This window comes from Streptomyces iranensis (assembly GCF_017874715.1).
Lineage (GTDB): Bacteria > Actinomycetota > Actinomycetes > Streptomycetales > Streptomycetaceae > Streptomyces > Streptomyces iranensis.
On the sequence record NZ_JAGGLR010000004.1, the window covers coordinates 321,419 to 346,499 of the forward strand.

17 protein-coding genes are annotated in these 25,081 nt (G+C 71.1%); 10 read left to right on the forward strand and 7 right to left on the reverse strand.

Annotation, left to right across the window (positions count from 1 at the left end):
• Positions 1 to 234: 234 nt before the first annotated feature.
• Positions 235 to 1,461: a L,D-transpeptidase gene (locus J2Z30_RS09440; protein WP_044569719.1), complete on the reverse strand. Its 1,227-nt coding sequence runs from the start codon at positions 1,459 to 1,461 to the stop codon at positions 235 to 237.
• A 326-nt stretch (positions 1,462 to 1,787) separates the two neighbouring features.
• Here J2Z30_RS09440 and glgX point away from each other — a divergent pair, with 326 nt between their 5' ends.
• Genes glgX through J2Z30_RS09455 form a run of 3 tightly spaced genes read left to right on the forward strand, consistent with a single transcriptional unit; the run spans position 1,788 to position 7,937 of the window.
• Positions 1,788 to 4,136, forward strand: a complete 2,349-nt coding sequence (gene glgX / locus J2Z30_RS09445; RefSeq protein ID WP_044569720.1) for a glycogen debranching protein GlgX — start codon at positions 1,788 to 1,790, stop codon at positions 4,134 to 4,136.
• Between the two features lie 34 nt (positions 4,137 to 4,170).
• Complete coding sequence (locus tag J2Z30_RS09450; RefSeq protein WP_044569721.1) at positions 4,171 to 6,075, forward strand: ABC transporter ATP-binding protein; 1,905 nt, start codon at positions 4,171 to 4,173, stop codon at positions 6,073 to 6,075.
• Complete coding sequence (locus J2Z30_RS09455) at positions 6,072 to 7,937, forward strand: ABC transporter ATP-binding protein (RefSeq protein ID WP_044569722.1); 1,866 nt, start codon at positions 6,072 to 6,074, stop codon at positions 7,935 to 7,937. Before J2Z30_RS09450 ends, J2Z30_RS09455 begins: the two co-directional genes overlap by 4 nt.
• A gap of 105 nt (positions 7,938 to 8,042) precedes the next feature.
• Here J2Z30_RS09455 and J2Z30_RS09460 read toward each other — a convergent pair whose 3' ends face one another.
• On the reverse strand, positions 8,043 to 8,459 hold the full coding sequence (locus J2Z30_RS09460; protein ID WP_308279879.1) for a winged helix-turn-helix transcriptional regulator: 417 nt from the start codon (positions 8,457 to 8,459) through the stop codon (positions 8,043 to 8,045).
• Positions 8,460 to 8,547: 88 nt separating this feature from the next.
• Between J2Z30_RS09460 and J2Z30_RS09465 the strand changes: the two genes are divergently transcribed.
• Positions 8,548 to 9,195: an NAD(P)-dependent oxidoreductase gene (locus J2Z30_RS09465; protein WP_044569725.1), complete on the forward strand. Its 648-nt coding sequence runs from the start codon at positions 8,548 to 8,550 to the stop codon at positions 9,193 to 9,195.
• Positions 9,196 to 9,306: 111 nt separating this feature from the next.
• A complete protein-coding gene (locus J2Z30_RS09470; RefSeq protein ID WP_209468624.1) occupies positions 9,307 to 10,533 on the forward strand; it encodes a DUF3500 domain-containing protein in 1,227 nt (408 codons plus the stop codon).
• A 68-nt stretch (positions 10,534 to 10,601) separates the two neighbouring features.
• On the opposite strand, the gene J2Z30_RS09475 is transcribed toward J2Z30_RS09470, so the two are convergent.
• The 4 genes from J2Z30_RS09475 to J2Z30_RS09490 all read right to left on the reverse strand — a co-directional run bounded on the left by J2Z30_RS09475 (position 10,602) and on the right by J2Z30_RS09490 (position 15,006).
• On the reverse strand, positions 10,602 to 11,270 hold the full coding sequence (locus J2Z30_RS09475) for an aspartate/glutamate racemase family protein (protein ID WP_044569728.1): 669 nt from the start codon (positions 11,268 to 11,270) through the stop codon (positions 10,602 to 10,604).
• A gap of 224 nt (positions 11,271 to 11,494) precedes the next feature.
• A complete protein-coding gene (locus J2Z30_RS09480) occupies positions 11,495 to 12,253 on the reverse strand; it encodes an AroM family protein (protein ID WP_044569729.1) in 759 nt (252 codons plus the stop codon).
• Positions 12,254 to 12,315: 62 nt separating this feature from the next.
• Positions 12,316 to 14,007, reverse strand: coding sequence for an OPT/YSL family transporter (locus tag J2Z30_RS09485; RefSeq protein ID WP_044569730.1), 1,692 nt, complete (start codon positions 14,005 to 14,007; stop codon positions 12,316 to 12,318).
• Between the two features lie 36 nt (positions 14,008 to 14,043).
• Positions 14,044 to 15,006: a DUF1177 domain-containing protein gene (locus J2Z30_RS09490; RefSeq protein ID WP_044569731.1), complete on the reverse strand. Its 963-nt coding sequence runs from the start codon at positions 15,004 to 15,006 to the stop codon at positions 14,044 to 14,046.
• Between the two features lie 256 nt (positions 15,007 to 15,262).
• Between J2Z30_RS09490 and J2Z30_RS09495 the strand changes: the two genes are divergently transcribed.
• The 5 genes from J2Z30_RS09495 to J2Z30_RS09515 all read left to right on the forward strand — a co-directional run bounded on the left by J2Z30_RS09495 (position 15,263) and on the right by J2Z30_RS09515 (position 23,422).
• Positions 15,263 to 16,075 carry an IclR family transcriptional regulator gene (locus tag J2Z30_RS09495; RefSeq protein WP_044569732.1) on the forward strand — a complete coding sequence of 271 codons (813 nt, stop codon included), beginning with the start codon at positions 15,263 to 15,265 and terminating at the stop codon, positions 16,073 to 16,075.
• A gap of 74 nt (positions 16,076 to 16,149) precedes the next feature.
• Positions 16,150 to 16,881 (forward strand): dipeptidase PepE, encoded by a 732-nt coding sequence (gene pepE / locus J2Z30_RS09500; RefSeq protein WP_044569733.1) that lies wholly within the window; start codon positions 16,150 to 16,152, stop codon positions 16,879 to 16,881.
• Positions 16,882 to 17,380: 499 nt separating this feature from the next.
• On the forward strand, positions 17,381 to 19,627 hold the full coding sequence (locus tag J2Z30_RS09505; RefSeq protein WP_044569735.1) for a M4 family metallopeptidase: 2,247 nt from the start codon (positions 17,381 to 17,383) through the stop codon (positions 19,625 to 19,627).
• A gap of 338 nt (positions 19,628 to 19,965) precedes the next feature.
• Positions 19,966 to 21,597 (forward strand): M4 family metallopeptidase, encoded by a 1,632-nt coding sequence (locus tag J2Z30_RS09510; RefSeq protein WP_044581367.1) that lies wholly within the window; start codon positions 19,966 to 19,968, stop codon positions 21,595 to 21,597.
• A 145-nt stretch (positions 21,598 to 21,742) separates the two neighbouring features.
• Positions 21,743 to 23,422 (forward strand): M4 family metallopeptidase, encoded by a 1,680-nt coding sequence (locus J2Z30_RS09515; protein WP_078956630.1) that lies wholly within the window; start codon positions 21,743 to 21,745, stop codon positions 23,420 to 23,422.
• A 54-nt stretch (positions 23,423 to 23,476) separates the two neighbouring features.
• On the opposite strand, the gene J2Z30_RS09520 is transcribed toward J2Z30_RS09515, so the two are convergent.
• On the reverse strand, positions 23,477 to 25,030 hold the full coding sequence (locus J2Z30_RS09520; protein WP_044569736.1) for a phosphate ABC transporter substrate-binding protein: 1,554 nt from the start codon (positions 25,028 to 25,030) through the stop codon (positions 23,477 to 23,479).
• Positions 25,031 to 25,081 lie beyond the last annotated feature (51 nt).

The following is a 25,081-nucleotide window of genomic DNA, read 5'->3' on the forward strand; positions in this document are numbered from 1 at the left end:
GGGAGCGGAGGGCCGGGGCGGATGCCGGAAGGGATGACGGGGGCGCCGGGACGGACGCCGCGGACGGACGCGGGCCGGTGTCGCGGACGGACGCCGCAGGCCGATGTCGCGGACGGACGCCGCGAGCCGGTGTCGCGGGCGAGCGTCACGGGCCGGTGTCGCGGGCCGGTGTTGGGAGCGCGCGCCGGGGCGGCGCCGGGACGCCCCGACAGGGCGCCCGGACACCGGCCGAGGTCACGCCTTCCACTTCTCCCAGGACATGTTCCAGCCATTGAGCCCGTTGTCCGGCTGGACGGTCTCGTCATGGGAGTTCTTCACGATGACCACATCGCCGATGATCGACTTGCGGAAGAACCAGGACGCCGGCGTGGAGGAGTCCCCTCCGCCGCGCTGGTCGAACAGGCCCACACAGCCGTGGCTGACGTTGGACGAACCGAACGTGGGCCGCCCCGCCCAGTAGTTGCCGTGAATGAAGGTGCCGGAGGTCGACAGTCGCATGGCGTGCGGCACGTCCTTGATGTCGTACTCCCCGTCGAAGCCGACCGTGGCGCCGTCCATCCGGGTCACCGGATGCTTCTCGCTGATCACCATCTTGCCGTTGTAGGTCTCGTGGCCGGGCGCGCCGGAGGTGATGGGGATGGTCTTGATGGTCTTGCCGTCCCGTTTGACCGTCATCTTCTTGGACTTGGCGTCGACGACGGAGATCTGGCTGCGGCCGACGGTGAACGTCACGGACTTCCGCTGCTCGCCGTACACCCCCGGCCTGCCCTCGATCCCGTCGAGGTCCATGCGGAGCGTCACCTTGGTGCCGGGCTTCCAGTACTCCTCCGGCCGGAAGTCCAGCCGGTCGTTGCCGAACCAGTGGCCCTCGATCGGCACCGACGGCGAGGCGCTGACCTTTATCCCCTTCTCCACGTCCGCCGGGTGGGTGATGCCGCGGTTGAAGTGGAGCGAGACCGGCATGCCGACGCCGACCGTCGTGCCGTCCTCCGGGGTGTAGATGCCCACGAAGGTGTTCTTGGGACGGAGGGTGGTGAAGGTGGCGTGCTTGGCCGTGGTCAGACCGTGGGAGTCCTTGGCGACCGCGTCCACGGTGTAGGTGGTGTCCGAGCGGAGATGGGCGTCGGGCCGCCAGCCCTTCCCGCCCTGGGTGATCTTCCCCTCGACCGCGGTGCCCTTCGCGTCCTCGACCTTGACCGAGGACAGCGTGCCCTTCGCCGAGGTGACCTTCAGGGCGCCGCTGGTGTCCACGCCCTTGGCGCCGTCCTTGGGCGCGATGGTCACCACGGCCCGCGAGGTCTTGGGCCGGTCGCCCTTGCCGTCCTTGCCCTTCTTACCGTCGTCGTCGGAGCCACCGCCGCCGCATGCGGCCACCGCCATCAGCAACGCCCCGAGCAGCAACGCGAGAAGCCCCTTACGGCCGCCCAGCGCCGCCGCCCCCGGTATCCGCCGCACCGTCACAACAGCTCTCCCCTCCCCAGGGCCGCGCCCCCGCGGCAACCCCGATCACGCGCAGGCGCGCCTGGCGATAGGTAATCACACGCCGCCGACAGTGGACTCCCCTCGATGGTCACGTTTCAGTCCCAGGCCAGAGGGGCTCCACGATGATCGGCCGGTGGCGGCAGCGGAAAACGTGCGAGTCGGCGGGATTACGGGCAGAACAGGTGGGAGGGCGCGGGCCGGGCCGTGCGGGACGGGACACCGCGGGCCCACCGGCCCGCCATGAGGTGCTGCCCGCCTCCCTCCCACGGGGCGGAGGCGGTTGGCCACGAGCCGCGGAGGCCGATGTGTCCAGCGCAGCCGAGCAGGAGACCCGCGCAGCCCAGCAGGCGATGCGCGACGGCACCCCCGCACGCCCCTCGGCGACGGCGGTGGGGCACCCCGTCGGCCACCGGCCCACGGCCGCCGCGCCGCGCCGCGACCGGACCACCGCCCCCGCGGCGGGCCCCGCCGTCCTGCCGGGCAGCCCGGAGCCGCTCGGCGCCCGCCCCTGCCGGGGGCCGGGCGGGGCGTGGGGGACCAACTTCGCGCTGTGGGCGGGCGGCGCCGAGGCCGTCGACCTCTGCCTGTTCGACGACGACGGCCACGAGCTGCGCTGTCCGCTCACCGAGCTCACCCACGAGGTATGGCACGGCTTCGTCCCCGGTGTGCTGCCCGGCCGCCGCTACGGCTACCGGGTGCACGGCCGCTGGGACCCCTGGATGGGCGCCCGCTGGAATCCGGCGAAGCTGCTGCTGGATCCGTACGCCCGCGCCGTGGACGGGGACTTCGCGCTCCCGGCGGAGGTCTACGGACATGTGCGGGACTGGCCGCAGCAGCATGTGGCGGACACCGTACGCGACGATCGCGACTCCGCCCCGTACGTCCCCAAGGGCGTGGTCATCGGCGACGACGCGGCGGACGGGGCGCCCGACGAGTGGACCGAGGACCGGCGGCCCAAGACGCCGTGGGCCGAATCGGTGATCTACGAGCTCCATGTGCGCGGCTTCACCATGCGCCACCCCGGGGTGGAGCCCGAGCTGCGCGGCACCTACGCGGGGCTGGCGCATCCGGCGGCGATCGAGCATCTGACCCGGCTCGGGGTCACGGCGGTGGAACTGCTGCCGGTGCATCAGTTCGCCCATGAGGACCATCTGCTGCGGCGTGGCTTACGCAACTACTGGGGCTACAACTCCATCGGCTACTTCGCGCCGCACGCCGGATACGCGGCCGGCGGCACCCGGGGCCAGCAGGTCGCGGAGTTCCGGCGGATGGTGCGGGCCCTGCACGCCGCCGGGATCGAGGTGATCCTCGACGTGGTCTACAACCACACCGCCGAGGCCGATGAGCTGGGCCCCACCCTCTCGCTGCGCGGCGTGGACAACCGCGGCTACTACCGGCTGCAGCAGGACCCCCGCCGCTACGCCGACTTCACCGGCTGCGGCAACACCCTCAACGTCCTCCAGCCCCAGGTGCTGCGGCTGATCACCGACTCGCTGCGCTACTGGGTCACCGAGATGGGCGTGGACGGCTTCCGCTTCGACCTGGCCAGCGCGCTCGCCCGCGCCGCGCACGGCGTGGACATGCTCTCGCCCTTCCTGGCCGTGATCGCGCAGGATCCCGTACTGCGCCGGGTCAAGCTGATCGCGGAGCCGTGGGACGTGGGCTCCGGCGGCTATCAGGTGGGCGCCTTCCCGCCGCTGTGGGCGGAGTGGAACGACCGCTACCGCGACGCGGTGAGGGACTTCTGGCGCGGGGCGCTGCCCGATGCCCGCGATCTGGGCTACCGGCTCTCCGGCTCCAGCGACCTGTACGAGCGCGGTGGCCGCCGCCCGTACGCCTCGGTCAACTTCATCACCGCGCACGACGGTTTCACCCTGCGCGACCTGGTCTCGTACGAGCGCAAGCACAACGAGGCCAACGGGGAGGGCAATCGCGACGGCTCCCCCGACAACCGCGCCTGGAACTGCGGCGCCGAGGGCGAGTCCGACGACCCCGGCATACGCGCGCTGCGCCGCCGCCAGCTGCGCAATCTGCTGGCCACCCTGCTGCTGTCCACCGGGGTGCCGATGCTGATCGCGGGCGATGAACTGGGCCGCACCCAGGGCGGCAACAACAACGCGTACTGCCAGGACAACGAGACCGGCTGGCTGGACTGGTCGCTGCTGGAGGACCCCGGCTGGCGCGCCCTCACCGAGCTCACCGCCCGGCTGATACGACTGCGCCGGGCCCATCCGGTGCTGCGCCGCCCGGTCTTCTTCTCCGGTCTGGCCCGGCCCCCGGAGGGGCTGCGCGACCTGGCCTGGTTCACCCCGCACGGCACCGAGATGACCGAATCCGACTGGTACGCGCCGACGACCGCCCTCGGGGCGTATCTATCGGGCCGCGAACTGCCCCAGCCCGATCCGCACGGCGCCCCGGTCACCGACGACAGCTTCCTCGCGCTGCTGCACGCGGGCCCGCGGCCGGTCTCCTTCACCCTGCCCGGACGGCCCTGGGCCCGGGGGTACGAGCTCCTGCTGGACACCGCCCGCGAGGAGCAGGACGCGCCCCCGGGCACGCTCCTCGCGGCGGGCGCGCCCATCGAGCTTCCGGAACGCTCGGTCCTGCTGCTGCGCGCCCTCACCTCCGTGGACCTACGCCAAAAAACCGAGTGAGCACTGTCAGTGGCGGACCGTAGTCTCCCCACTGATGGCTGTGACGAGTGAACCCCGCGCCCAGGAAGGCGGTGCCGCCCCGCGGCACCGCTCCGCCACGCGTTCGCTCCTGCGGCTGTGGCCATATGTGCGCCCGGTGCGGGCGCGGCTGTTCGGCGCGGCCGGGGTGGCGGTCGTCGCCTCCTGTATGGGGCTGGTCATCCCGCTGGTCCTCAAGTGGATGGTGGACGGGCCGGTGGCCCACCGGGACCCGGGCGGGGTCTGGCTGGGCGGTGCGCTGCTGCTCGCCCTCGGCACGGCCGAGGCGGCGCTGTTCGGGCTGCGGCGCTGGCTGGTGGGGCGGCCGCTGGCATCCGTGGAGGCCGCGATGCGCGCCGATCTCTACCGACATCTGCAGCGGCTGCCGGTCTCCTTCCACGACCGCTGGGCCTCGGGCCAGCTGCTGTCGCGGGCCACGACCGATCTGATGCTGCTGCGGATGTTCCTGGCCTTCCCGCTCACCTTCCTGGTGGTCAACGGGGTGACCATCCTGGCCGGGTTCGCCATTCTGCTGTCCCAGGAGTGGACGCTGGGCCTGGTCCTGGTGATCCCGGCGGTGCCGCTGGTGATCCTTTGCTCGCTGTTCGAGACGCGGTACGCGACGGTGGCCCGCACCGTGCAGGACCAGACCGGCGATCTGACGACGGTCGTGGAGGAGGGCGTGCTGGGCGTCCGGATCGTCAAGGGCTTCGGCCGCCACCGCAGCCAGGCCCGCGCCTTCCGCGCGCTGTCCGAGCAGGTCCGCTCCACCGAGCTGCACAAGGCGCGGCTGCTGGCCACGCTCTGGGCGCTGATCATGACCCTGCCGGAGCTGGCGATCGGCGCGGCGCTGGTGCTGGGCACGGTGCGGGTGGCCGACGGGGATCTGTCGGCGGGCACGCTGGTCGCCTTCCTCTCCACCGCCCTGACGCTGCGCTGGCCGGTGGAGTCCCTGGGCTTCCTCCTCGCGATGAGCCAGGACGCGGCCACGGCCACCGACCGCTATTTCGACGTCATGGACGCGGAACCGGCCACGGCCGCCGACCGGCTTCGGGCCGCGCCTTCGCGGGAGCGCGGCCAGGAGCAGGAGGGCGAGGGCGGCCAGGAGCAGGAGGGCGAGCGCGGCCAGGAGCAGGAGAGCGACGGCGGCCAAGAGCAGGAGGGCGAGGGCGGGCTGCGGTTCGAGGGGGTGGAGTTCGCCTACGCGGACGCGCCGCCCGACGAGCCGCCCGTGCTGCGCGGGGTCGATCTCCACATCCGCCCCGGCGAGACCATGGCGCTGGTCGGGGCGACCGGTTCCGGCAAGACCACCCTCACCGCCCTCGTCCCCCGGCTCCATGAGGTCACGCGCGGCCGGATCACCCTCGACGGCCGGGACATCACCGCCCTCGCCCGGGAGGAGCTGCGCGCCCTGGTGGCCGTCGCGTTCGAGGAGCCCACGCTGTTCTCCGCCACCGCCGGGGAGAACGTCCTCATGGGCGCCGCCGACGCGGGGACGGAGGAGCTGCTGCGGGCCCTGAAGGTGGCGCAGGCCGACTTCGTGCACGCCCTGCCCGAGGGCACCGACACCGAGGTCGGCGAGCAGGGGCTGAGTCTGTCCGGCGGTCAGCGGCAGCGGCTCGCGCTGGCGCGGGCCGTCGTGGGCGGCCCCCGGTTCCTGGTGCTCGACGATCCGCTGTCCGCCCTCGACGTACACACCGAAGCGCTGGTGGAGGCGGCGCTGCGGCGGGTGCTGGCGTCCACGACCGCGCTGGTCGTCGCCCACCGGCCGTCCACCGTGCTGCTCGCCGACCGGGTCGCGCTGCTGTCGGGGGGCCGGATCGCCGCCGTCGGCACCCATCAGCGGCTGCTGCGGGAGAGCGCGGAGTACCGCTCGCTGATGTCCGGGCAGGAAGCCGAGGAGGGGGAGAGAAGCCCATGACCACGGTCGAGGAGGAGCGGGAGAGCGCGGACGACTGGGACGACGAGGACGGGGGCCGGGCGGCGTCGTCCGACGACCGGTTCGACCGCGATGTCCTGCCCGTGCCCAAGGGCGCGTCGCGGGCCCTGCTGCGCTCGCTGCTCTCCCCGCGCCGGCGGCGGGTGTGGCTGGCGACCGTTCTGCTGCTGCTCCAGCAGGCCGCCGTCCAGGCGGGTCCGCTGCTCGTGGCGTACGCCATCGACCGTGCCGTGCCCGCCTTCCGCGACGGTGGCCACGGCCCGCTGATCGCCGTCGGCGCGGGCTATCTGGGCTGTGCGCTCGCCTCCGGGGCGCTGCAGTACGCGTTCATCCGCGCCTCCGCGCGGATCAGCCAGGACGTGCTGCTGGATCTGCGCGGCCGGATCTTCCGTCATGCCCAGGCGCTGAGCGTGGACTTCCATGAGCGGTACACCTCCGGCCGGCTGATCTCCCGCGCCACGACGGACGTCGAGTCGCTGCGCGAGCTGCTCATCGAGGGCCTGGAGGAGCTGCTCGGGGTCGCCCTGTCGGTGGTCTACATCTCCATCACGCTGCTGTATCTGGACTGGGGTCTCGGCGGGGCGGCCGTGCTCTCCTTCTGGCCGCTGTATCTGCTGATCCGCTCCTTCCAGCGCCGCTCCATGCGGGTGTACCGCAAGCGGTCGACGGCCATCGCGGCGGTCATCGTGACGTTCACCGAGACCATGAACGGCATCCGCCCCGTGCAGGCGTTCCGCCGCGAGCGCGCCAACGACGCGCGCTTCGGCGAGCAGAACCACCACCATGAGCGCGCCAACGGGGACGCGATCCTGGAGATGGCCCGCTATGTGGTCAGCTCCCGGCTGGTCGCCAACGCGGCGGTGGCCGCCATCGTCCTCTGGGGCGCCTACCGGGTGGCCTCCGGATCGCTCGCGCTCGGGGTGCTCGCCGCGGCGGCGCTGTATCTGCGCAGGCTGTACGACCCGATCGACCGGCTGGGGATGTTCCTCAACTCCTACCAGTCCGCGGCCGCCTCGCTGGAGAAGATCGCGGGCCTGCTGGCCCAGCGCCCCTCCGTGCCCGAGCCCGCAGACCCCAAGCCGCTGCCGCCGCGCCCGACGAAGGCCCCCGGCCGGGAGGTGGTCTTCGGCGGGGTGCGCTTCGCCTATCGCACCGGCGGCGAGGTGCTGCCCCGCTTCGACCTCACGCTGCCCGCCGGGCAGACAGTCGCGGTGGTCGGGGCCACCGGCGCGGGCAAGTCCACCCTGGCCAAGCTGCTGGCCCGGTTCTACGACCCCAGCGACGGCCGGGTGCTGCTCGACGGGGTGGATCTGCGCGATCTGGCCATGCCCGAACTGCGGCGCGGTGTGGTCATGGTGACGCAGGAGGCGTTCCTGTTCTCCGGCACGGTCGCCGACAACATCACCATCGGCCGCCCCGACGCCACCCGCGCCGAGATCGAGCAGGCGGCCAAGGCGATCGGCGCGCATGACTTCATCGCCGCGCTGCCCAACGGCTACGACACCGATGTACGCAAGCGCGGCGGCCGGATCTCGGCCGGTCAGCGCCAACTGGTCGCGTTCGCCCGCGCGTTGCTCGCCGATCCGTCCGTCCTCATCCTCGACGAGGCCACCTCCTCCCTCGACATCCCTGGCGAGCGGGCGGTGCAGCGCGCCATGGACACGGTGCTGCGCGGCCGTACGGCGGTCGTCATCGCCCACCGGCTGTCGACCGTCGAGACGGCCGACCGAGTGCTGGTCATGGCCGACGGCCGGATCGTCGAGGACGGCCCGCCGGACCGGCTGATCGCGGGCGAGGGCCGGTTCGCGGCACTGCACCAGGCGTGGCGGGACAGCTTGGTATGAGGCGGGCGCCGTGTACTCGTATCCAATGAAACCGCACGGCGTCAAAGGTCCACGGCGACGGCAGAAATGCGAATGCCGGCGGTAAGCAGCGCCTAAATCGCCGCGTTACTTGTCGCGATCCGTGGAGTCGGGAGAAGGCCGATTCGCGTGGTCGTAGGCTTCCTGCGACGCTGACACGTGGTCGAAATGCGCGATCGACCATTCCTGAAGTGCGCGCAGCGGCTCGCGCAGGGTGCGGCCCGCCTCGGTGAGCGTGTACTCGACGCGGACCGGAACTTCGGGGTGGACGGTGCGGCGCACGATCCCGTCCCGTTCGAGCCCGCGGAGAGTCTGGGTGAGCATCTTCTGCGAGACGCCCTCGATGCGCCGACGCAACTCCGAGAAGCGGGCGCTGCCGTCCCAGAGGGCGCCCACTATGAGCACCGTCCAACGGTCGCCAATGCGATCCAGGATGTGGCGAGTCGGGCAGTCCGCACGGTAGGGGCTGCCGCGGAGCACCAATTCGTCCTGAGTGGTTACCACAAAGTGCCTTCTTCCCATCGGAGAGCTGCATTCATACGGTAATTGCAGCGCGTCGCCCGACGCCAACCGTTCCGTAGAAAGGCGCCTCATGTCTCGCATCACCGTTATCGGCGGCACCGGCTATGCAGGTTCGGCCATCGTCGCGGAGGCCGCTGCCCGCGGTCACCAGGTCACCGCACTGAGCCGCTCGCTCCCCGACGCGCCCATCCCGAACGTGACCTATGTCCAAGGCGACGCCGCCGACGAAGCGACGCTCTCGGCCTCCATCGAGGGCGCGGACGTCGCGGTGGGCGCACTCGCCCCACGCGGCCCGCTGGCCGGCACCTTCCGCGACGTCTACAGCACCATCGCACGTCTGGCCGATGCCGCAGGCGTAGTCCTGTTCGTCGTGGGCGGCGCCTCGTCGCTGCGCCCCGCGCCCGGGGCGGATCGTTTCGTCACCGACCTCAGCCACATCCCCGCAGAGCTCCACGACGAGATCCGCGTCGGGGCCGCGCTCATCATCGAGGACCTCCCTGCCACCCCCGCGACACTCGACTGGGTCTTCGTGAGCCCGGCGCTCAGGTTCGGTGCACGTATGCCCGGCGAACGGCTCGGCCAGTATCGGCTCGGCGACGACGTCGCGGTTCAGCCCGAGGACGGCGGCGCGATCTCCGCCCCGGACTACGCCCTCGGGTTCGTCGACCTGATCGAGAAAGGCGACCACCACAGGGCACACGTCAACCTCGCCCACTGAGTGGTCGACCCCGGAGGGCTTCCGGGGTCGGCCGAGGAAGCGCACCGTTGACGCGCTCCCCCCGACAACGGCTTGTCACTCTCCAGACCTGTCGAGAAAGGCAACGAGCGCATGTCCCGCCAACGAAGCAGGGAAGATTTCCCCCTTCCGACCACTCGAAGCGCCCTGCCGATCGTCGACTCCCACCTGTTCGACGACTTGATCCCGCCGGAGGTGGCCTTCGAGATCACCGCAGGCGTACGCCGTCATCGCGAGCCCTACGTCGGCATCACCGAGAACGGCACCCCGCGCCCCGGCCTCTACCGTCTCAATGATGCGGGGGCATCCCCGAAGACCGCCGTCATGGCCGCACGGGCCTACCTCGACGGGCTGACGCCCCACCAGAGGGTGGTCGCCGCGTTACCGATGGACGCCCCGGAGTGGCGGTTGTGGACGAACGCGATCCCGACATGGCACCCGAAGGGCATGCGCCTGGAACGGCTCGCCGACAGCGACCGCGACCGCGCACTCGCCGTCATCGAGGCGAGCCTCAGCCCTGCCGGATACGCCCAGGTGAGAGCGGCGATGGCACTCAACGAGCACTTGGGCGAGCTCATCGACGACTACCGGGACACCCTCACGGAGTTCGCCTACTGGTTCACCGTCTTCGGGACTCCCTCGGGCGACTCCCCGTGGGGATGGCAGCTGATGGGCCATCACGTGGACCTGCATTGCGTCTTTGTCGGAGGGCAGGTGGTTCTCGCCCCCGTGTTCCTCGGTGCCGAGCCGACGACCGGGACGGGACGGTTCGAGGGCATCACGGCCTTCGGCGACGAGACCGAGGTCGCCCTGGCCTTCCGCCGCACCCTGGACCCCGACCGGGAGGGCGAGTTCCTGATGGGGTCCTCGCTGCGCGCGGAGGACCTTCCGCCCGAACTCGCCGGACCGTGGAACGGACGGCATCTCGCCGGTGCGGGCAGTGACAACCTCGTCCTGCCTCCCGAGGGGATCGTCGCGGCAAGCCTGCCGGCCGACCAGCGTGACGGTCTGGTGGAGCTGATCCGGGTCTACCTCGACCGCCTCCCGACGCCACAGGCCGAGCGCACCCTGGCACTCGTCCGTGAGCACTTCGACGAGACGCGGTTCGCCTGGCGCGGCGGCCACGACGACGAGTGCGCCTTCTACTACCGGATCCACTCACCCGTACTCCTGGTCGAGTACGACAACCATCCCGGTGTCTTCCTCGCCAATCCCGAGCCCGCCCGCTTCCACGTCCACACCATCGTGCGGGCCCCCAACGGCAACGACTACGGACGTGATCTCCTCGCCCAGCACTACCGGCTCCACCACGGCGGTTGACCAAACCGGGACTCGGTGAGCCCGGCGGCCGGGCGCCGGGTGCGGCCCGGCGATCCGTTGCCGGTCGCTCAGGCCCCGTGCGCGTACGAGGCCAGCAGCCCCGCGGCGAGCACCGGGTCCACGACCGGGACGCCCAGCCGCCGCTCCAGCAGGGGCCGGATGCCGATGGTGTTCAGGCCCGTACAGGCGAGGAGCAGCGTGTCCGCGCCCGAGGCGACGAGCCCGGCCGCGGCCTCCAGCACCGCCTCGGGCCCCTCCGGGGCGAGCAGGTCGGTGGTGCGGTGGACGCCGTGGGGGCGGGCGGAGGCGGTGAAGCGGTCGCCGAGCAGGGCGCGTACCGCGGGCGGTGCCTCGTCCCGGATGCCCAGTACCCCGACCCGGCGGCCGAGGCCCAGGGCGACGGCGGCGGCCGCCGACCCCGCGCCGATGACGGGGACGCCGACGGCCCGACGGGTCTCCTGGAGCGCCGGATCGGCGGCGCAGCTGATGATCAGCGCCTGCGCCCCGGCATCGGCCAACTCCCGGGCGAGGGCGACGATCTTGGGTTCGGCGCGGGCCTCGGACTCGTCGTCGTGGATGCCGTACGGCTGGTCGGGGATGCACCGCGAGACGGTCGGCAGACCGTAGCGCTCCTCGATGGCCGTGCCATGGGTGGCGACGGCGGCGGGGTCCTCGCTGGTGAGGACGCGGATCACCCCGATGGGCCGGGCCGGGGCTTCGGACGGGGGCACGGACATGAGGGACCTCCGGTGGGTGAGGCGCATCGGGTCGGACGAAGGGTGCGGGCGGGGGCGCGGCGCGGGAGGGGCGCCGCCCGCCGGTCGCCCCGAGGGTGCGAGTGGAATACGCGAAGGCGCCGCGCACCCGTCGCACCGAGGATGTGCGTGGGGAACGCGGCAGGCACCGCGCACCCGTCACGCCGAGGATGTGCGTGGGCAACGCGGCAGGCACCGCGCACCCGTTACGCCGAGGCCGCCACCACCTCCGCCGCCATCCGGACGGCGATGGCGCGGGCCAGGAGCACGGGGCGGTCGGCGGCCCGCAGGGCGGCGGTGCGCATCCGCTCGGTGTAGCCGATGCAGTCCAGGACGAGCCAGGAGCTGCCGCGCTCGGCCAGGCCGCGCGCGGCGGCGGCCACGTCGTCCAGGACGCGCTCGGCGGGGCCGTACGGATCGGCGACCGCGGCCTCCACCCGGCCGGGCAGCAGCTCCGCCCAGCGCCGGGAGACGTCCTCCGCCTGGTCCGGGTGCGGGCAGACGATGCCCACGGGGTCGGTGCCCACGGCCGCGGCCACGGCCTGCTGCACCAGCGGTTCGGCGAACAGCAGCGGCCGCCGGGCCCGTACCGCCGGGAAGCGCCCGGTGCACAGCAGCAGCGTCGCGGCTGCGCCGTCCCGCTCCGCGCGGGCGACCGCGTCCGTGATCCGCGGGACGATCGCACCATGCCCGAGCAGCACCGAACGGCCGTCGCGCAGCCGGGAGACCAGCGGTGCCTCGCCGTGTTCGGGGGCCAGCAGTCGGCGGGTCGCGGCCTCGGCGTCGCCGTCGAACCGGTCGGCGTCGAGCGCGCCGTGTTCGACCAGGCGCACCCCGGGCAGCAGCGGTTCGGCGTCCGGGCGGAGGTCGGCGCGCGGGGCCTGGCCGATGGTGACGAGGCCGAGGGCCGGACCGCCCGCCGGGTCTTCGCGGTCCACGGTCTCCGTGGTGTCCACAGCGTGCATGTCCTTCCTCACAGGGCCGTTCACAGAACTGTTCAAAGGCTCGGAGCCCGCCACGGGCTCGTTCACAGCGCCTTGGTGAGCTGTCCGACGTCGTTGAGGGAGCTTCCGGCGACGAGTCCCGCGCCGACCAGCGACAGATCGTTCTCGGCCTGCTCGTCGGACTCCTTGCGCGCCCTCGCGTCGGCGATCCCGCGCCGCCGCCACATGGTGTAGAGCTGACGGACCACCAGGGCGCCGAGGACCATCCATCCGGCCTGGGGCGTGGCCACCAGAAGGCCGGTGGCCAGCAGGACGCCCATCTGCCGGGAGGGTCCGCCGATCAGCTGGACCAGCGCGCCGGGGATCGCCCACAGCAGCATGGTGGTCATGGTGCCGGGTTCGAGGCCGGTCTTGATGGTGGTGACGTAGACCTCGGCGACCGGCGGCACCTTGCCTTCGGAGAAGAAGGCCTTCCAGGCGACGGCGACGACGACGAGCGCCACACCGAAGCCGACGAGCTGGGCGAGGTACTGCTGACGCCGCCCCTCGATCTCGAAGGGCCGCCAGGGCGCGGCGTCCCGGCGCAGCAGCCAGCCCGCCTTGAAGTCGTAGCCGAGGTCGGCGAAGGCGGGGCCGGTGGAGGCCGTGTAGCCGACCAGCAGGGCGAGCGGGACGGTCGGTATGTGCAGCACCAGGCCGATGATCAGGAAGATCAGGGTGACGGCGAAGGCCGGGAACCAGCCGGAGTGCATCGCCGCCAGCCCCACGATCAGCTGGTGGACGATGGCGGCGACACCGGCCAGCAGCACCCAGCCGACCAGGGCGGGCAGCGAGAGCCCGCCGACCACGCCGCCCGCGATCGCGACCACGACCGCGCCACAGATGAACAGACCCATGCCCTCCAGCAGTCCCCGCCGCAGCTGGGGGGCCCGGACCGTACGGCCACCGTCGGCGTCCGGGCCATCGGTGTCCGGGCCGCCATCGGCGCTCTCCGCCTGATCAGCCCCTTCGCCCCCGCCCTTCCGCGTCCGCATCAGGAGCAGCGCCTGGGTCAGGGCGACCAGCCCGGCGCCGATCATCAGCCCGTGGGGCACATGGTTCGCGCCCAGGTCGAAGCCGAAGTCGGGGGCGTACTGCCCCACGGTCAGCCCGATGCCGAACATGGCCAGCGCCCAGATGTTGCCCAGGAAGCCCACACCCGCGGCGCTGGTCGGCAGCTTGAACAGCGCGCCGACGAAGCCGACCACGGCCCCCACGCCCAGGATCGCGGCCTTGCGCCCGCCGGTGTCCCCGGCATTGATCGTCTCGGCCGCCGCGATACCGGCCGGCCAGGAGCCGGTGGCGGGCAGCAGCTTGGAGTCGAACACCCGGTACAGCACCCAGCTGTCGACCGCCAGGCCGATGACGGCCCCGCCGAGCATGGGCCACACCAGGTCGTTACGCCCGAGAGCGAACGGCACCGCGATGGGGGTGAGCAGGGAGTTCGCCGCGGCGAAGGTGGAGCCGGAGATCGCCGACTGCACCAGGTTCTGCCGGTGCTTCGAACGCATCCGGGTCAGCACGCCCACCGGGACGCGGCCGATGAGCATCGCCACCAGGGCGCCGATCACCGCCGTATTGGGCGACACCCCGAGCGTGGTGATCAGCACGATGCCGATCAGGGCGCCGAGGACCGACAGCACGATGGTCAGGACGAGGGTGACCGGTTCGAAGGCTCTGGGGTGCGACCGCGGTGGGGCGTCCGCGGCCGTGGTGGCCTGGGGGTTCGGGTTCATGGGGACTCCTGCGGGGTCCGGGTGGGGACGGGTCGGTCACCCCGCTGGGGTGAGGGCCTGGAGGTGGGTCATGGGTCCGTACAGCTCGACCAGGCGGGCGAACTCCTCGGCGTCCAGGAAGCGGGCGACGCCGCGTCCGAACTCCTTGGCGGTCTCGACGGCGAACCGGGCGGCGACGGCGATGTCGGTCTCATGGCTGGCGCCGGTGGCGCATCCGGCCACCGCCGTGCCCGCCGTGATCGCGAGGCCGACGACGGGGGCGGTGGTGGCCACGGCGGGCTGGAGGATGGAGTTGAGGTGGTGCACTCCGTTGCCGTACGGGGTGATGTCCTGGGTGGTGATCGGCAGGATCCGCGCCGACTCGCCGGTCACGCTCTCCAGGACCGACACCAGATCCTCGCTGACCCGCAGGATCCAGCCCTGGCAGACCGTGGGCGACAGGGCGACGCCGCGGTGGTTGAGCAGCCGGTTGCCCTTGGTGGTGTCGATGGAGACGACCGCGTCCATCGCGGTCGAGATCTCCTCGCGGTTGCACACCAGGGTGTCCACCGGGGAGTCCATGAAGGGTACGGGGTCGTGCGGCTGGGTGGGAGCCCAGCCGGAGACGTGCGTGGAGAGCGTGACATCGCCGTCCAGGACGTCGCCCCGGGCGTGCATGTCCAGCAGCTTGGCCGCGGCGGACAGCGCCGCGACCGCCCCGTCGGCGTCCGAGACCAGCCCGATCCGCTCCGGTCGGGCGCCGACTCCGCCGAGCCGGCCGAGGATGCCCAGCGTCGGGGCGGCGCCGCCGGCCAGCTTGCCGCGGCGGCCGGGGACGGTGACGGAGACGAAGTCCGTGCTGCCCTTGTCGCCCTCGACGGTGCGTACCTCGATCGCGGGCGCCGTCTGGGGGTCGGCTCCGGCCGCGGTCTGGACCGCGCGCAGATGGTCGGCGAGGAGGGCGCCGCTGGTCTGCGGACGGTCGAGGAGTTCGATGATGTCAAGGACGTGTTTGAGCACGGCTGGCCTCTCACGGCGGGTGATGCGGTGGTCGGGGTGAAGCGGTGGTCGGGGTGATGCGGCCGGTCGGGATGATGCGGTCGGTGACGCCGATGGCCCGACCGGACACGAGCGGGGAAGCGGTGCGCGGGGCGGGCACTGCCACCGGGCACCGGCCTGGCCAGGGATCCTCCCGGCGCCGGCCCCGCCAGGGTCCGCCCGGTGTCGCACAGTGCGCAATGTTTTCTCTATATCCGAGAATGTTTACCCTTTCGTCATGGCTGAGCAGACGCCCGTAACCGGCGCCCCACCCCTCCAGACCGCGGACCGCGTGCTGAATGTGCTGCTGTCCTTCGACCGGGAGCGCCCGGAGTGGGGCGTCACCGAGATCGCCGAGGAGTTCGGGCTGGACAAGTCGGTGGCCCAGCGGCTGCTGGCCGCGCTCGCCTACCGGGGCTTCCTGGTCTCCGACAAGCGCTCACGCCGCTACCGGCTGGGCCCGGCGGTGTGGCATCTGTCCTGGGTGTGGGAGCGAGGCGGCGGCATGGCCAGCCTGGCCCGGCCCACCCTGGAGGCGCTGGCCGGGGCGGTCGGGGTGAACGCGCTGTTCGCGGTCCCGGACGGGGTGCATATGCGCTGCGTCGCGGCGGTGGACGGGGCCACCGGCCCGCTGCGCTACTACGTACTGGCGGGCGAGCTGTACCCGGCGCACGCCGGGGCCACCTCCCGCGCCTACTTCGGTATGCTCGCGCCCGGTGACCGGGCCGTCCTGCTGTACGGCCGCCCGATGGCGCGCTTCGGCGAGCACACTCTGACCGATCCAATGCGGCTGGAGGAGCGCTTCTCCGAGGTGCGGCGCGAGGGCTACGCCTACTCCGAGGGCGAGTACGATCCGGACACCGCCGCGCTCGCGGCGCCGGTTCTGGTGGGCAGACGTCCGGTGGGCACCCTGACCCTGGCCGCCACCCCCGAGGTGCTGCGCCCACGCCGGGAGCAGCTGGTGGCACCGCTGCTCCAGGGCGCCGCCGATCTGGGCCGGGCACTGACGCCCGCCCGGCCCCGGCGCGCCCCGCACGGCGAGCGGCGCTGAACGGCGCGGCGTCGGCGGCGGGCCACCCGGCGTCCCGCCGCCTCCCTTGTGACCCGTCTCGGAAAGGCCCCCTCATGCAGTTGCTGCTGCTGTCGAACTCCGCCGCGCCCGGCCGTGGCTATCTGGAACACGCACGGGAGGAGATCGCCTCGGTGCTGGACGGCGCGCGCCGGCTCGTCTTCGTGCCGTACGCGCTGGCCGACCACGACGGCTACACCGCCCAGGTGGCCTCGGCCCTGGAGCCGCTGGGCGTGGAGGTCACCGGTGCGCACACCGCCGACGACCCGGCCGGTCTGGTGCGCGGGGCACGGGCGGTGTTCGTCGGCGGCGGCAACAGCTTCCGGCTGCTCAAGGCGTTGCACGAGCGCGATCTGGTCCGGGCGATACGGGAGCGGGTGGCCGCGGGCGCGGTCTACATGGGCTCCAGCGCGGGCACCAACATGGCCTGCCCGACCCTGCGCACCACCAACGACATGCCCATCGTCCAGCCGCCCAGCTTCGAGGCGCTGGGCCTGCTGCCGTTCCAGATCAACCCGCACTACCTCGACGCCAAACCGGACACCGCTCACATGGGCGAGACCCGGGCCCAGCGACTCGAGCAGTTCCTCGAGGAGAACGACGTCCCCGTGCTCGGCCTCCGCGAGGGCACCTGGCTGCGCCGGAACGCGGACCGGTTGACCCTGGGCGGCATCGACGCCGGGGCGATCCTCTTCCGCCGGGGCGAGGACCCGGCGGAGCTGCGCCCCGGTGCCGATCTGAGCGCCCTGCTGCGCGAGGAGCCGCGCTTCGACTCCGCCGTGCGCTGACGGCGGGGATCGGGTTCGCCGAGTTCGGGGGCATGGGGGTGGGACGTAAGGGGTGGGACATGGCAGGTGATGCTGGGATACGCCACCGACATCACCCCTTACCGAAATTGACCGTAAATCACCGTCATATGAACACGGCACACCTGTCAACGGACACTTTCCGGACAAGTTTTTGTCGCGATCCTGACAGGTCGAGTCCATTGGTGCCACTCTTCCCTCGGCCGAGGCGCGGCGCTTCCCCCAGCCCACAGCCGCGCCCGAAGCCACAGGCACAGCGACAGCCACAGCCACCCTCCACACCAGCACGCGTTCTGCCCTGCCCTGCCCGGACGGCGACCCAGCCGCCCGGTCGTCCCGGCCGTGCCACCGCGCGGCCAGCGCAGAAGGAGTCAGTGTGAGATCGCTCCCCCAACGGCACCTCAGACCCAGTAGCCGCAGATCCGGTCGCACCCCGGGCAATCGGGCCATCGCGACCGGTGCGCTGGTCGTCGCGGCGGCGATGATCGGCGTCGGCTTCCAGAGCGGCACCGCCGCCGCCCGCCCGGACGACTCCGCGAAGGCCGCGAACGCCGCCGACCGTCCCGCCGCCCGCACGATCTCCGGCGCCCCCGACCGCGGCGCCCTCCCCGTGAAGCTGTCCCCCGCCCAGCGCGCCGAGCTGATCCGCGAGGCGGACGCCGCCAAGGGCGAGACCGCCCAGGACCTCAAGCTCGGGGCCAAGGAGAAGCTGGTCGTCAAGGACGTCGTCAAGGACGCCGACGGCACGACGCACACCCGCTACGAGCGCACCTACGCCGGACTCCCCGTCCTCGGCGGCGACTTGGTCGTCGACCGGGCGAAGAGCGGCGCGCCGCTGACCGTCGCCAAGGCCACCAAGGCCCGGCTGACCGTCCCGACCACCAGCGCCGCCGTCGCACCCGCCACCGCCGAGAAGGCCGCCGTGAAGGCGGCGAACGCGCAGGGCTCGCGGAAGACCTCCGCCGACCGGGCGCCCCGCAAGGTGATCTGGGCCGCGAAGGGCACCCCGACCCTCGCCTACGAGACGGTCGTCGGCGGCCTCCAGGAGGACGGCACTCCGAACGAGCTGCACGTCATCACCGACGCGGCCACCGGCAAGAAGCTGTTCGAGTTCCAGGGCGTCAAGAAGGGCACCGGGAACAGCCAGTACAGCGGCCAGGTGACCCTCGGCACCTCGGGCAGCGCCGGCTCGTACAACCTCACCGACTCCGGTCGCGGCAACCACAAGACGTACAACCTCAACCGCTCCACCTCGGGCACCGGCACGCTCTTCACGGACGCCGACGACGTCTGGGGCAACGGCACCACCTCCGACGCCGCGACCGCCGGGGTGGACGCGCACTACGGCGCCGCCGAGACCTGGGACTACTACAAGAACGTCCACGGCCGCACCGGTATCCGGGGCGACGGCGTCGGGGCGTACTCCCGGGTCCACTACAGCAGCGGTTACGTCAACGCCTTCTGGCAGGACGCCTGCTTCTGCATGACCTACGGCGATGGCTCGGGCAACGCCAAGCCGCTGACCTCCATCGATGTCGCCGCGCACGAGATGAGCCACGGTGTCACCGCGGCCACCGCCAACCTCACCTACAGCGGTGAGTCCGGCGGGCTCAACGAGGGCACCTCCGACATCTTCGCCGCCGCCGTCGAGTTCTACGCGAACAACGCGAACGACCCCGGTGACTACCTCGTCGGCGAGAAGATCGACATCAACGGCAACGGCACCCCGCTGCGCTACATGGACAAGCCCAGCAAGGACGGGGCCTCCAAGGACAGCTGGTACTCCGGTGTCGGCAATGTGGACGTCCACTACTCGTCCGGCATCGCCAACCACTTCTTCTACCTGCTCTCCGAGGGCAGCGGCGCCAAGGTCATCAACGGCGTGAGCTACAACAGCCCGACGTACGACAACCTCCCGGTCACCGGCATCGGGCGGGACAACGCGGAGAAGATCTGGTTCAAGGCGCTGAGCCAGCGGATGACCTCCAACACCAACTACGCGGGCGCCCGCGACGCCACACTGTGGGCGGCGGGCGAGCTGTTCGGCCAGGGCAGCGCGCAGTACAACGCGGTGGCCAACGCCTGGGCCGGGGTCAACGTCGGCACCCGGATCGCCGACGGCGTCACCGTCACCCCGCCCGGCGACCAGACCAGCGTCGTCAACCAGGCCACCGGCCTCCAGATCACCGCGACCAGCTCCAACCCGGGCGCGCTGAGCTACGCGGCCACCGGGCTCCCCGCGGGCCTGGCCATCGACTCCGCCAGCGGTCTGGTCTCCGGCACCCCGACCACCGTCGGGTCGAGCTCGGTGACCGTCACGGTGACCGACTCGGCCGGCAAGACGGGTACGGCGTCCTTCACCTGGACGGTCGGCACCAGCGGCGGCAATGTCTTCGAGAACACCGCGGACATCGCCATCCCGGACGCGGGTGAGCCGATCACCTCGCCGATCTCGGTGAGCCGGGCCGGCAACGCGCCCAGCAACCTCCAGGTGGGCGTGGACATCGTGCACACCTACCGCGGCGACCTGGTGATCGACCTGGTGGCCCCGGACGGTACGGCCTACCGGCTCAAGGACAGCAGCCTCTTCGACTCGGCGGACGATGTGCGGACCACGTACACCGTGAACGCGTCCTCCGAGACCGCGGTCGGCACCTGGAAGCTGCGGGTGCAGGACATGTACGCCCAGGACACCGGCTACATCAACAGCTGGAAGCTGACGTTCTGAAGGTTCTGACGCACTGACGTTCTGACCGAGCCTCGAGGCTCACCCAGGACAGGCGCCGCCAGGGGTCGACCCGACTCCCCCTGGCGGCGCCTCTTTTAGCCCATTTTCAGTCCATGACTCTTACATACGCCTGTCCGGAATCCGAAGGTTGATCAGCATTCAACGAACATTTTCCCTTCGACCTGTCGTGAAACCCGTGACATGTCCCGGACTTGTGTGACAGTCTGCCCAACGCATTACGCATCAGTACCTCTTGTTCAGCACCGGACCGCACTTCCCCGCAGTCCGGCGCTGACCCCCCACAGCAACGAGGAGATCGCGTGCGCAAGACCTTCAGCATGCCCATATCCGGTGCGGCGAAGCGGCGTTCCGCCATCGCCGCCGGTACCGCGGTCGCCGCGGCGGCCCTGCTCGCCTCCGGACTGAGCACCGGCACCGCGGGTGCCGCCCCGGCCAAGTCCGGCGCCCAGCCCACGGCGCTCACCGCCTCGGCCCGTGCCGAGCTGCTCCGCGAGGCCAACACGACCAAGGCGGACACCGCCTCGTCGCTCGGCCTCGGCGCCAAGGAGAAGCTGGTCGTCAAGGACGTCATCAAGGACGCCGACGGCACCACCCACACCCGCTACGACCGCACCTACGACGGACTGCCCGTCCTCGGTGGCGACCTGATCGTCCACCGCGCCAAGGGCGGTGACGTCCGAAGTGTCACCAAGGCCACCAAGGCCACCGTCAAGGTCGCCTCCACCACGGCCGGGATCGCCCCGAGCGCCGCGGCGAAGTCGGCCGTCAAGCTGGCCAAGGCCGACGACACCGCCAAGGCCGCGGCCGACCAGGCCCCGCGCAAGGTGATCTGGGCCGCCGACGGCAAGCCCGTGCTCGCCTACGAGACCGTCGTCGGCGGGGTGCAGAAGGACGGCACCCCGAACCAGCTGCACGTCATCACCGACGCCGCCACCGGCAAGAAGCTCTACGAGTACCAGGGCATCGAGACCGGCAAGGGCGAGAGCGAGTACAGCGGCTCGGTCGAGCTGGGCACCAGCAAGGAAGGCAGCGGTTACACCCTGACCGACGCCGACCGCGGCGGCCACAAGACCACCAACCTGGAGAACAAGGAGGACGGCGAGGGCAAGGCCTTCACCGACGACGACGACAACTGGGGCACCGGCAAGCCGGACGACCCCCAGACCGCCGCCGTCGACGCCCACTACGGCGCCGCCGCCACCTGGGACTACTACAAGAACGTGCACGGCCGCGACGGCATCGCGGGCGACGGCAAGGGCGCCTACTCCCGCGTGCACTACGGCGACAGCTACGTCAACGCCTTCTGGGACGACAGCTGCTTCTGCATGACCTACGGCGACGGCCAGGGCAACAAGGCCCCGCTGACCGCGCTCGACGTGGCGGGCCACGAGATGAGCCACGGCGTCACCTCCACGACCGCGGGCCTGGAGTACAGCGGCGAGTCGGGCGGCCTCAACGAGGCCACCTCCGACATCTTCGGCACCTCGGTGGAGTTCAACGTCAAGAACACCACCGACGTCGGTGACTACCTCATCGGCGAGGCGATCGACATCAACGGTGACGGCACCCCGCTGCGCTACATGGACAAGCCCAGCAAGGACGGCCAGTCCGCGGACAACTGGTCCGACGGCGTGGGCGACCAGGACGTGCACTACTCCTCCGGTGTCGCCAACCACTTCTTCTACCTGCTGTCCGAGGGCAGCGGCGCGAAGGAGATCAACGGTGTGAAGTACGACAGCCCCACCTCCGACGGCTCCAAGGTCGAGGGCATCGGGCGGGACAAGGCCGAGAAGATCTGGTACAAGGCCCTGACCACGTACATGACCTCCAACACCGACTACCACGCCGCCCGTGAGGCCACGCAGAAGGCCGCCACGGACCTGTACGGCGCCGACAGCGCCGAGTCCAAGGGCGTGGACGCCGCCTGGGCCGGGGTCAACGTCAAGTAAAACCAACTGAGTTACCGCACGACACTCTGCCGGTGCCCGGGGCCTGAGGCCCCGGGCACCGGTATGTTTCATCCACGGTAAAGCGACATCTTTGTCGCGTTGGGCGGAAGCTTCACCCAACTCCCCAACACAACTGGAGATACGCGTGGATTCACGTTCGACGTCAGCCATATCCGGCATATCCCGTCTCAGACGCTCGCGTACCGCCCTCGCCGCCGGAGCGGCGACCCTGGCCGCCTCCCTGCTCGTCGCCGGCGCCACCGCCGGATCCGCGAACGCGGCCGCTCCTTCGGCTCCTTCGGCCACCCCCTCGGGTGCCGCCACCGTCCCGCTCTCCCCCTCGGTCCGCGCCGAGCTGCTGCGGGAGGCGGGCTCCACCGCCGTCTCCACCGCGAAGTCGCTGCGGCTCGGTGCCAAGGAGAAGCTGGTCGTCAGGGACGTCGTCAAGGACGCCGACGGCACCACCCACACCCGCTACGAGCGCACCTACGCGGGACTGCCGGTCCTCGGCGGCGATCTGATCGTCCATGAGTCCGCGACCGGCGCCTCCCAGGGTGTCGACAAGGCGACCGACGCCGACATCGAGGTCGGCGACACCAGCGCCGCCATCGCCCCCTCCGGCGCCGAGCGGTCCGCCCTCGGCGCCGCGCGGGCCGCGGGCGACAAGAAGGCGGGGGCCGAGGACGCGCGCAAGGTGATCTGGGCCGCCACCGGCAAGCCCACGCTCGCGTACGAGACGGTCGTCACCGGGGTGCAGAAGGACGGTACGCCGAGCAAGCTGCACGTCATCACCGACGCCGACTCCGGCCGGAAGCTCTACGAGTTCCAGGCCGTCGAGAACGGCACCGGCACCGGCCAGCACAACGGCAAGGTCACCGTCGGCAGCGTCCGCAGCGGCAGCCAGTGGATGCTGAAGGACGCCCCGCGCGGCGGCCACCAGACGTACAACCTCAAGCACGCGTGGGAAGACACCAAGAAGGGGTCGGCGTTCTACGACGCCGACAACGTCTGGGGCAACGGCAAGCCCACCATCGCGCAGACCGCCGCCGTGGACGTCCACTACGGCGCGGCCATGACCTGGGACTACTACAAGTACGTCCTCGGCCGGAACGGCATCAAGGGCAACGGCAAGGCCGCGTACTCCCGCGTCCACTACGGCGACGCGTACGAGAACGCCTTCTGGGACGACGACTGCTTCTGCATGACCTACGGCGACGGCGCGGGCAACAAGAAGCCGCTGACCTCGCTCGACGTCGCCGGCCACGAGATGAGCCACGGGCTCACCTCGGCCACCGCCAACCTCGAGTACAGCGGCGAGTCCGGCGGGCTCAACGAGGCCACCTCCGACATCTTCGGCACCGCCGTGGAGTGGTACGCCAAGAACGCCAAGGACCCCGGTGACTACCTCATCGGCGAGAAGATCGACATCAACGGCGACGGCACCCCGCTGCGCTACATGGACAAGCCCAGCAAGGACGGCCTGTCCTACGACTACTGGAAGAGCGGTGTGGGCGACGACGACCCGCACTTCACCTCCGGTATCGCCAACCACTTCTTCTATCTGCTGTCCGAGGGCAGCGGCCGCAAGGTCATCGGCGGGGTGACCTACAACAGCCCGACCAAGGACGGCCGCACCGTCAAGGGCATCGGCCGCGCCAAGGCCGAGAAGATCTGGTACAAGGCCCTGACCACGTACATGACCTCGACCACCAACTACGCCAAGGCCCGCACCGCGACCCTCAAGGCCGCGAAGGCGCTGTACGGCGCGAGCAGCGCCGAGTACAAGGCGGTCGACAACGCCTGGGGCGGCGTGAACGTCAAGTGACCCCGCCGGTCGGCCGGGCTGCCCAGCCCGGCCGACCGGTTACCCCTCCATCTCCTACCGCCCGCCGGCCGCCAACTGGCACGCCCGCTGGTTCTCCGCGGCGGCGCAGGGCAGATGGCCGTGGGTCTCGATGAGGTTCCGCCCGGTGTCCCCGGCCAGATAGTCGAGGAACTTCGAGGTCAGGGAGTTCGCGGGCGGTGCGGTGTAGGTGTACGCGTACTCCGGCTCCCAGAAGGGGTAGATCCGCTCCCGCACCGCGTCGATGGAAGGCTTGCGGTTGTCGAGGGCCACCAGATGGAGATTCCCCTTCCGGGCGCTCTCCTCGGCGGAATGCAATTCGGCGTAGCCGATCGCGCCGGGGGTGTTCGCCACCGTCTTCAACACCTCGCCGGTGCTGTCGAGTTCACAGCGGACGACGGCGTCCCCGGTGAATTTCGGGGTCCGGCAGTTGTCGGACGTCCGCGAGATCTCGTTACGCCCCAGCACCCGGTTCTCGAACACCCCGCGCGTCCCCGATTTCGCGTCCCGGCTCACCAGCCGCACCGGCAGATCGGGCCCGCCGGGCAGCTGGTTCCAGTTGGTGATCCGGCCCGAATAGAGCCTGCGAAGCTCCTCGAGCGAGAGATCGGGCATCCGTACGTCCTTGTTCACCACCACGCTGAAGACGGACAGCGCCACCAGATGCTCCTTGAGCTTGGGGTCCCCATCCCCCTCCGGGCCGTCGGAAAATGCGAGATATCCCGGGAATCCGCCCTTCGCCGCCTCCCCGGCGTCGATCAGCGTCTTCGTACCGCGCCCACTGCCCTGCGCCTCGACGGTGACATGGGCATCCCGGCAGTCGCCCTGATACGCCTCGCCCGCGTCCTGCGTCACCGGCTTGAACGCGGTCGAGCCGACGATCGTCAGATTCCCCTCGGCGCAGCCGCGCGGCAGCGGATCGTCCCGCCACACCCGCATACCGAACGACTGGAGCATCAGCATGGCCAGCAGACTGCCGATCAGCCCGAGCATGCGATTGCTGGGCCGCCGGAACTTCTCGTTGTTGCGGATCCTGCCCTCTTTGATCCGCCCGCCCACATGCGGCGGCTTATCGGTCCCGGCACCCGTCAGCAGCACCAGCAGCTTGAAGTGATCCCCCTTGTTCAGCGGCACCCGGGGCAGCGAGATCTCATTGCCCGCACAGACCAGCCCGGGATTCTCCGGCGTCCCGCGCTGCGGCAGATGCCGCAGCAGATCCGGATGGCTGGGCTCGGTGACCGCCACATCCCGCACGGTGCGATTGGGAAAGGTCGCGGTGAGCCCACGGTGATTCGTCGCCGGCGCCGTGATGTAGTCGTCGGCGTCAATGCTCCGAAACCCATCATTCTCAATCCGCAACAGCACCAAGGAGGCCCCGGCCAGATCCGGGGTATTCTCCAGCATCCGCAACCGCTGATGAATCGGCCCGTCCTGGGTGCTGTCGTCTATCAACGTGTCCATCTGCACGCGATAGCCGATACGCTTCCGCCCGGGAATCAGCCGCTCGTACGACAGCCCCCCGACCGTCACCACGACGCCGAGCAGCGCCAGCAGATTTTCGGGCGCCGTCAACTGCTCCAGCCACTTCACGATTGCCCCCCGTGCACGCAATGGCTTCAGGGGGGCGAATGTACGCTCCAC

What these genes read in the sequence shown, in the direction of transcription:
- J2Z30_RS09450 (WP_044569721.1), top strand. Translation starts at nt 4,171, where the DNA reads ATGGCTGTGACGAGTGAACCCCGCGCCCAGGAAGGCGGTGCCGCCCCG.
- J2Z30_RS09455 (WP_044569722.1), top strand. Translation starts at nt 6,072, where the DNA reads ATGACCACGGTCGAGGAGGAGCGGGAGAGCGCGGACGACTGGGACGAC.
- J2Z30_RS09465 (WP_044569725.1), top strand. Translation starts at nt 8,548, where the DNA reads ATGTCTCGCATCACCGTTATCGGCGGCACCGGCTATGCAGGTTCGGCC.
- J2Z30_RS09470 (WP_209468624.1), top strand. Translation starts at nt 9,307, where the DNA reads ATGTCCCGCCAACGAAGCAGGGAAGATTTCCCCCTTCCGACCACTCGA.
- J2Z30_RS09475 (WP_044569728.1), bottom strand. Translation starts at nt 11,270, where the DNA reads ATGTCCGTGCCCCCGTCCGAAGCCCCGGCCCGGCCCATCGGGGTGATC.
- J2Z30_RS09480 (WP_044569729.1), bottom strand. Translation starts at nt 12,253, where the DNA reads ATGCACGCTGTGGACACCACGGAGACCGTGGACCGCGAAGACCCGGCG.
- J2Z30_RS09485 (WP_044569730.1), bottom strand. Translation starts at nt 14,007, where the DNA reads ATGAACCCGAACCCCCAGGCCACCACGGCCGCGGACGCCCCACCGCGG.
- J2Z30_RS09495 (WP_044569732.1), top strand. Translation starts at nt 15,263, where the DNA reads ATGGCTGAGCAGACGCCCGTAACCGGCGCCCCACCCCTCCAGACCGCG.
- pepE (WP_044569733.1), top strand. Translation starts at nt 16,150, where the DNA reads ATGCAGTTGCTGCTGCTGTCGAACTCCGCCGCGCCCGGCCGTGGCTAT.
- J2Z30_RS09505 (WP_044569735.1), top strand. Translation starts at nt 17,381, where the DNA reads ATGATCGGCGTCGGCTTCCAGAGCGGCACCGCCGCCGCCCGCCCGGAC.
- J2Z30_RS09510 (WP_044581367.1), top strand. Translation starts at nt 19,966, where the DNA reads ATGCCCATATCCGGTGCGGCGAAGCGGCGTTCCGCCATCGCCGCCGGT.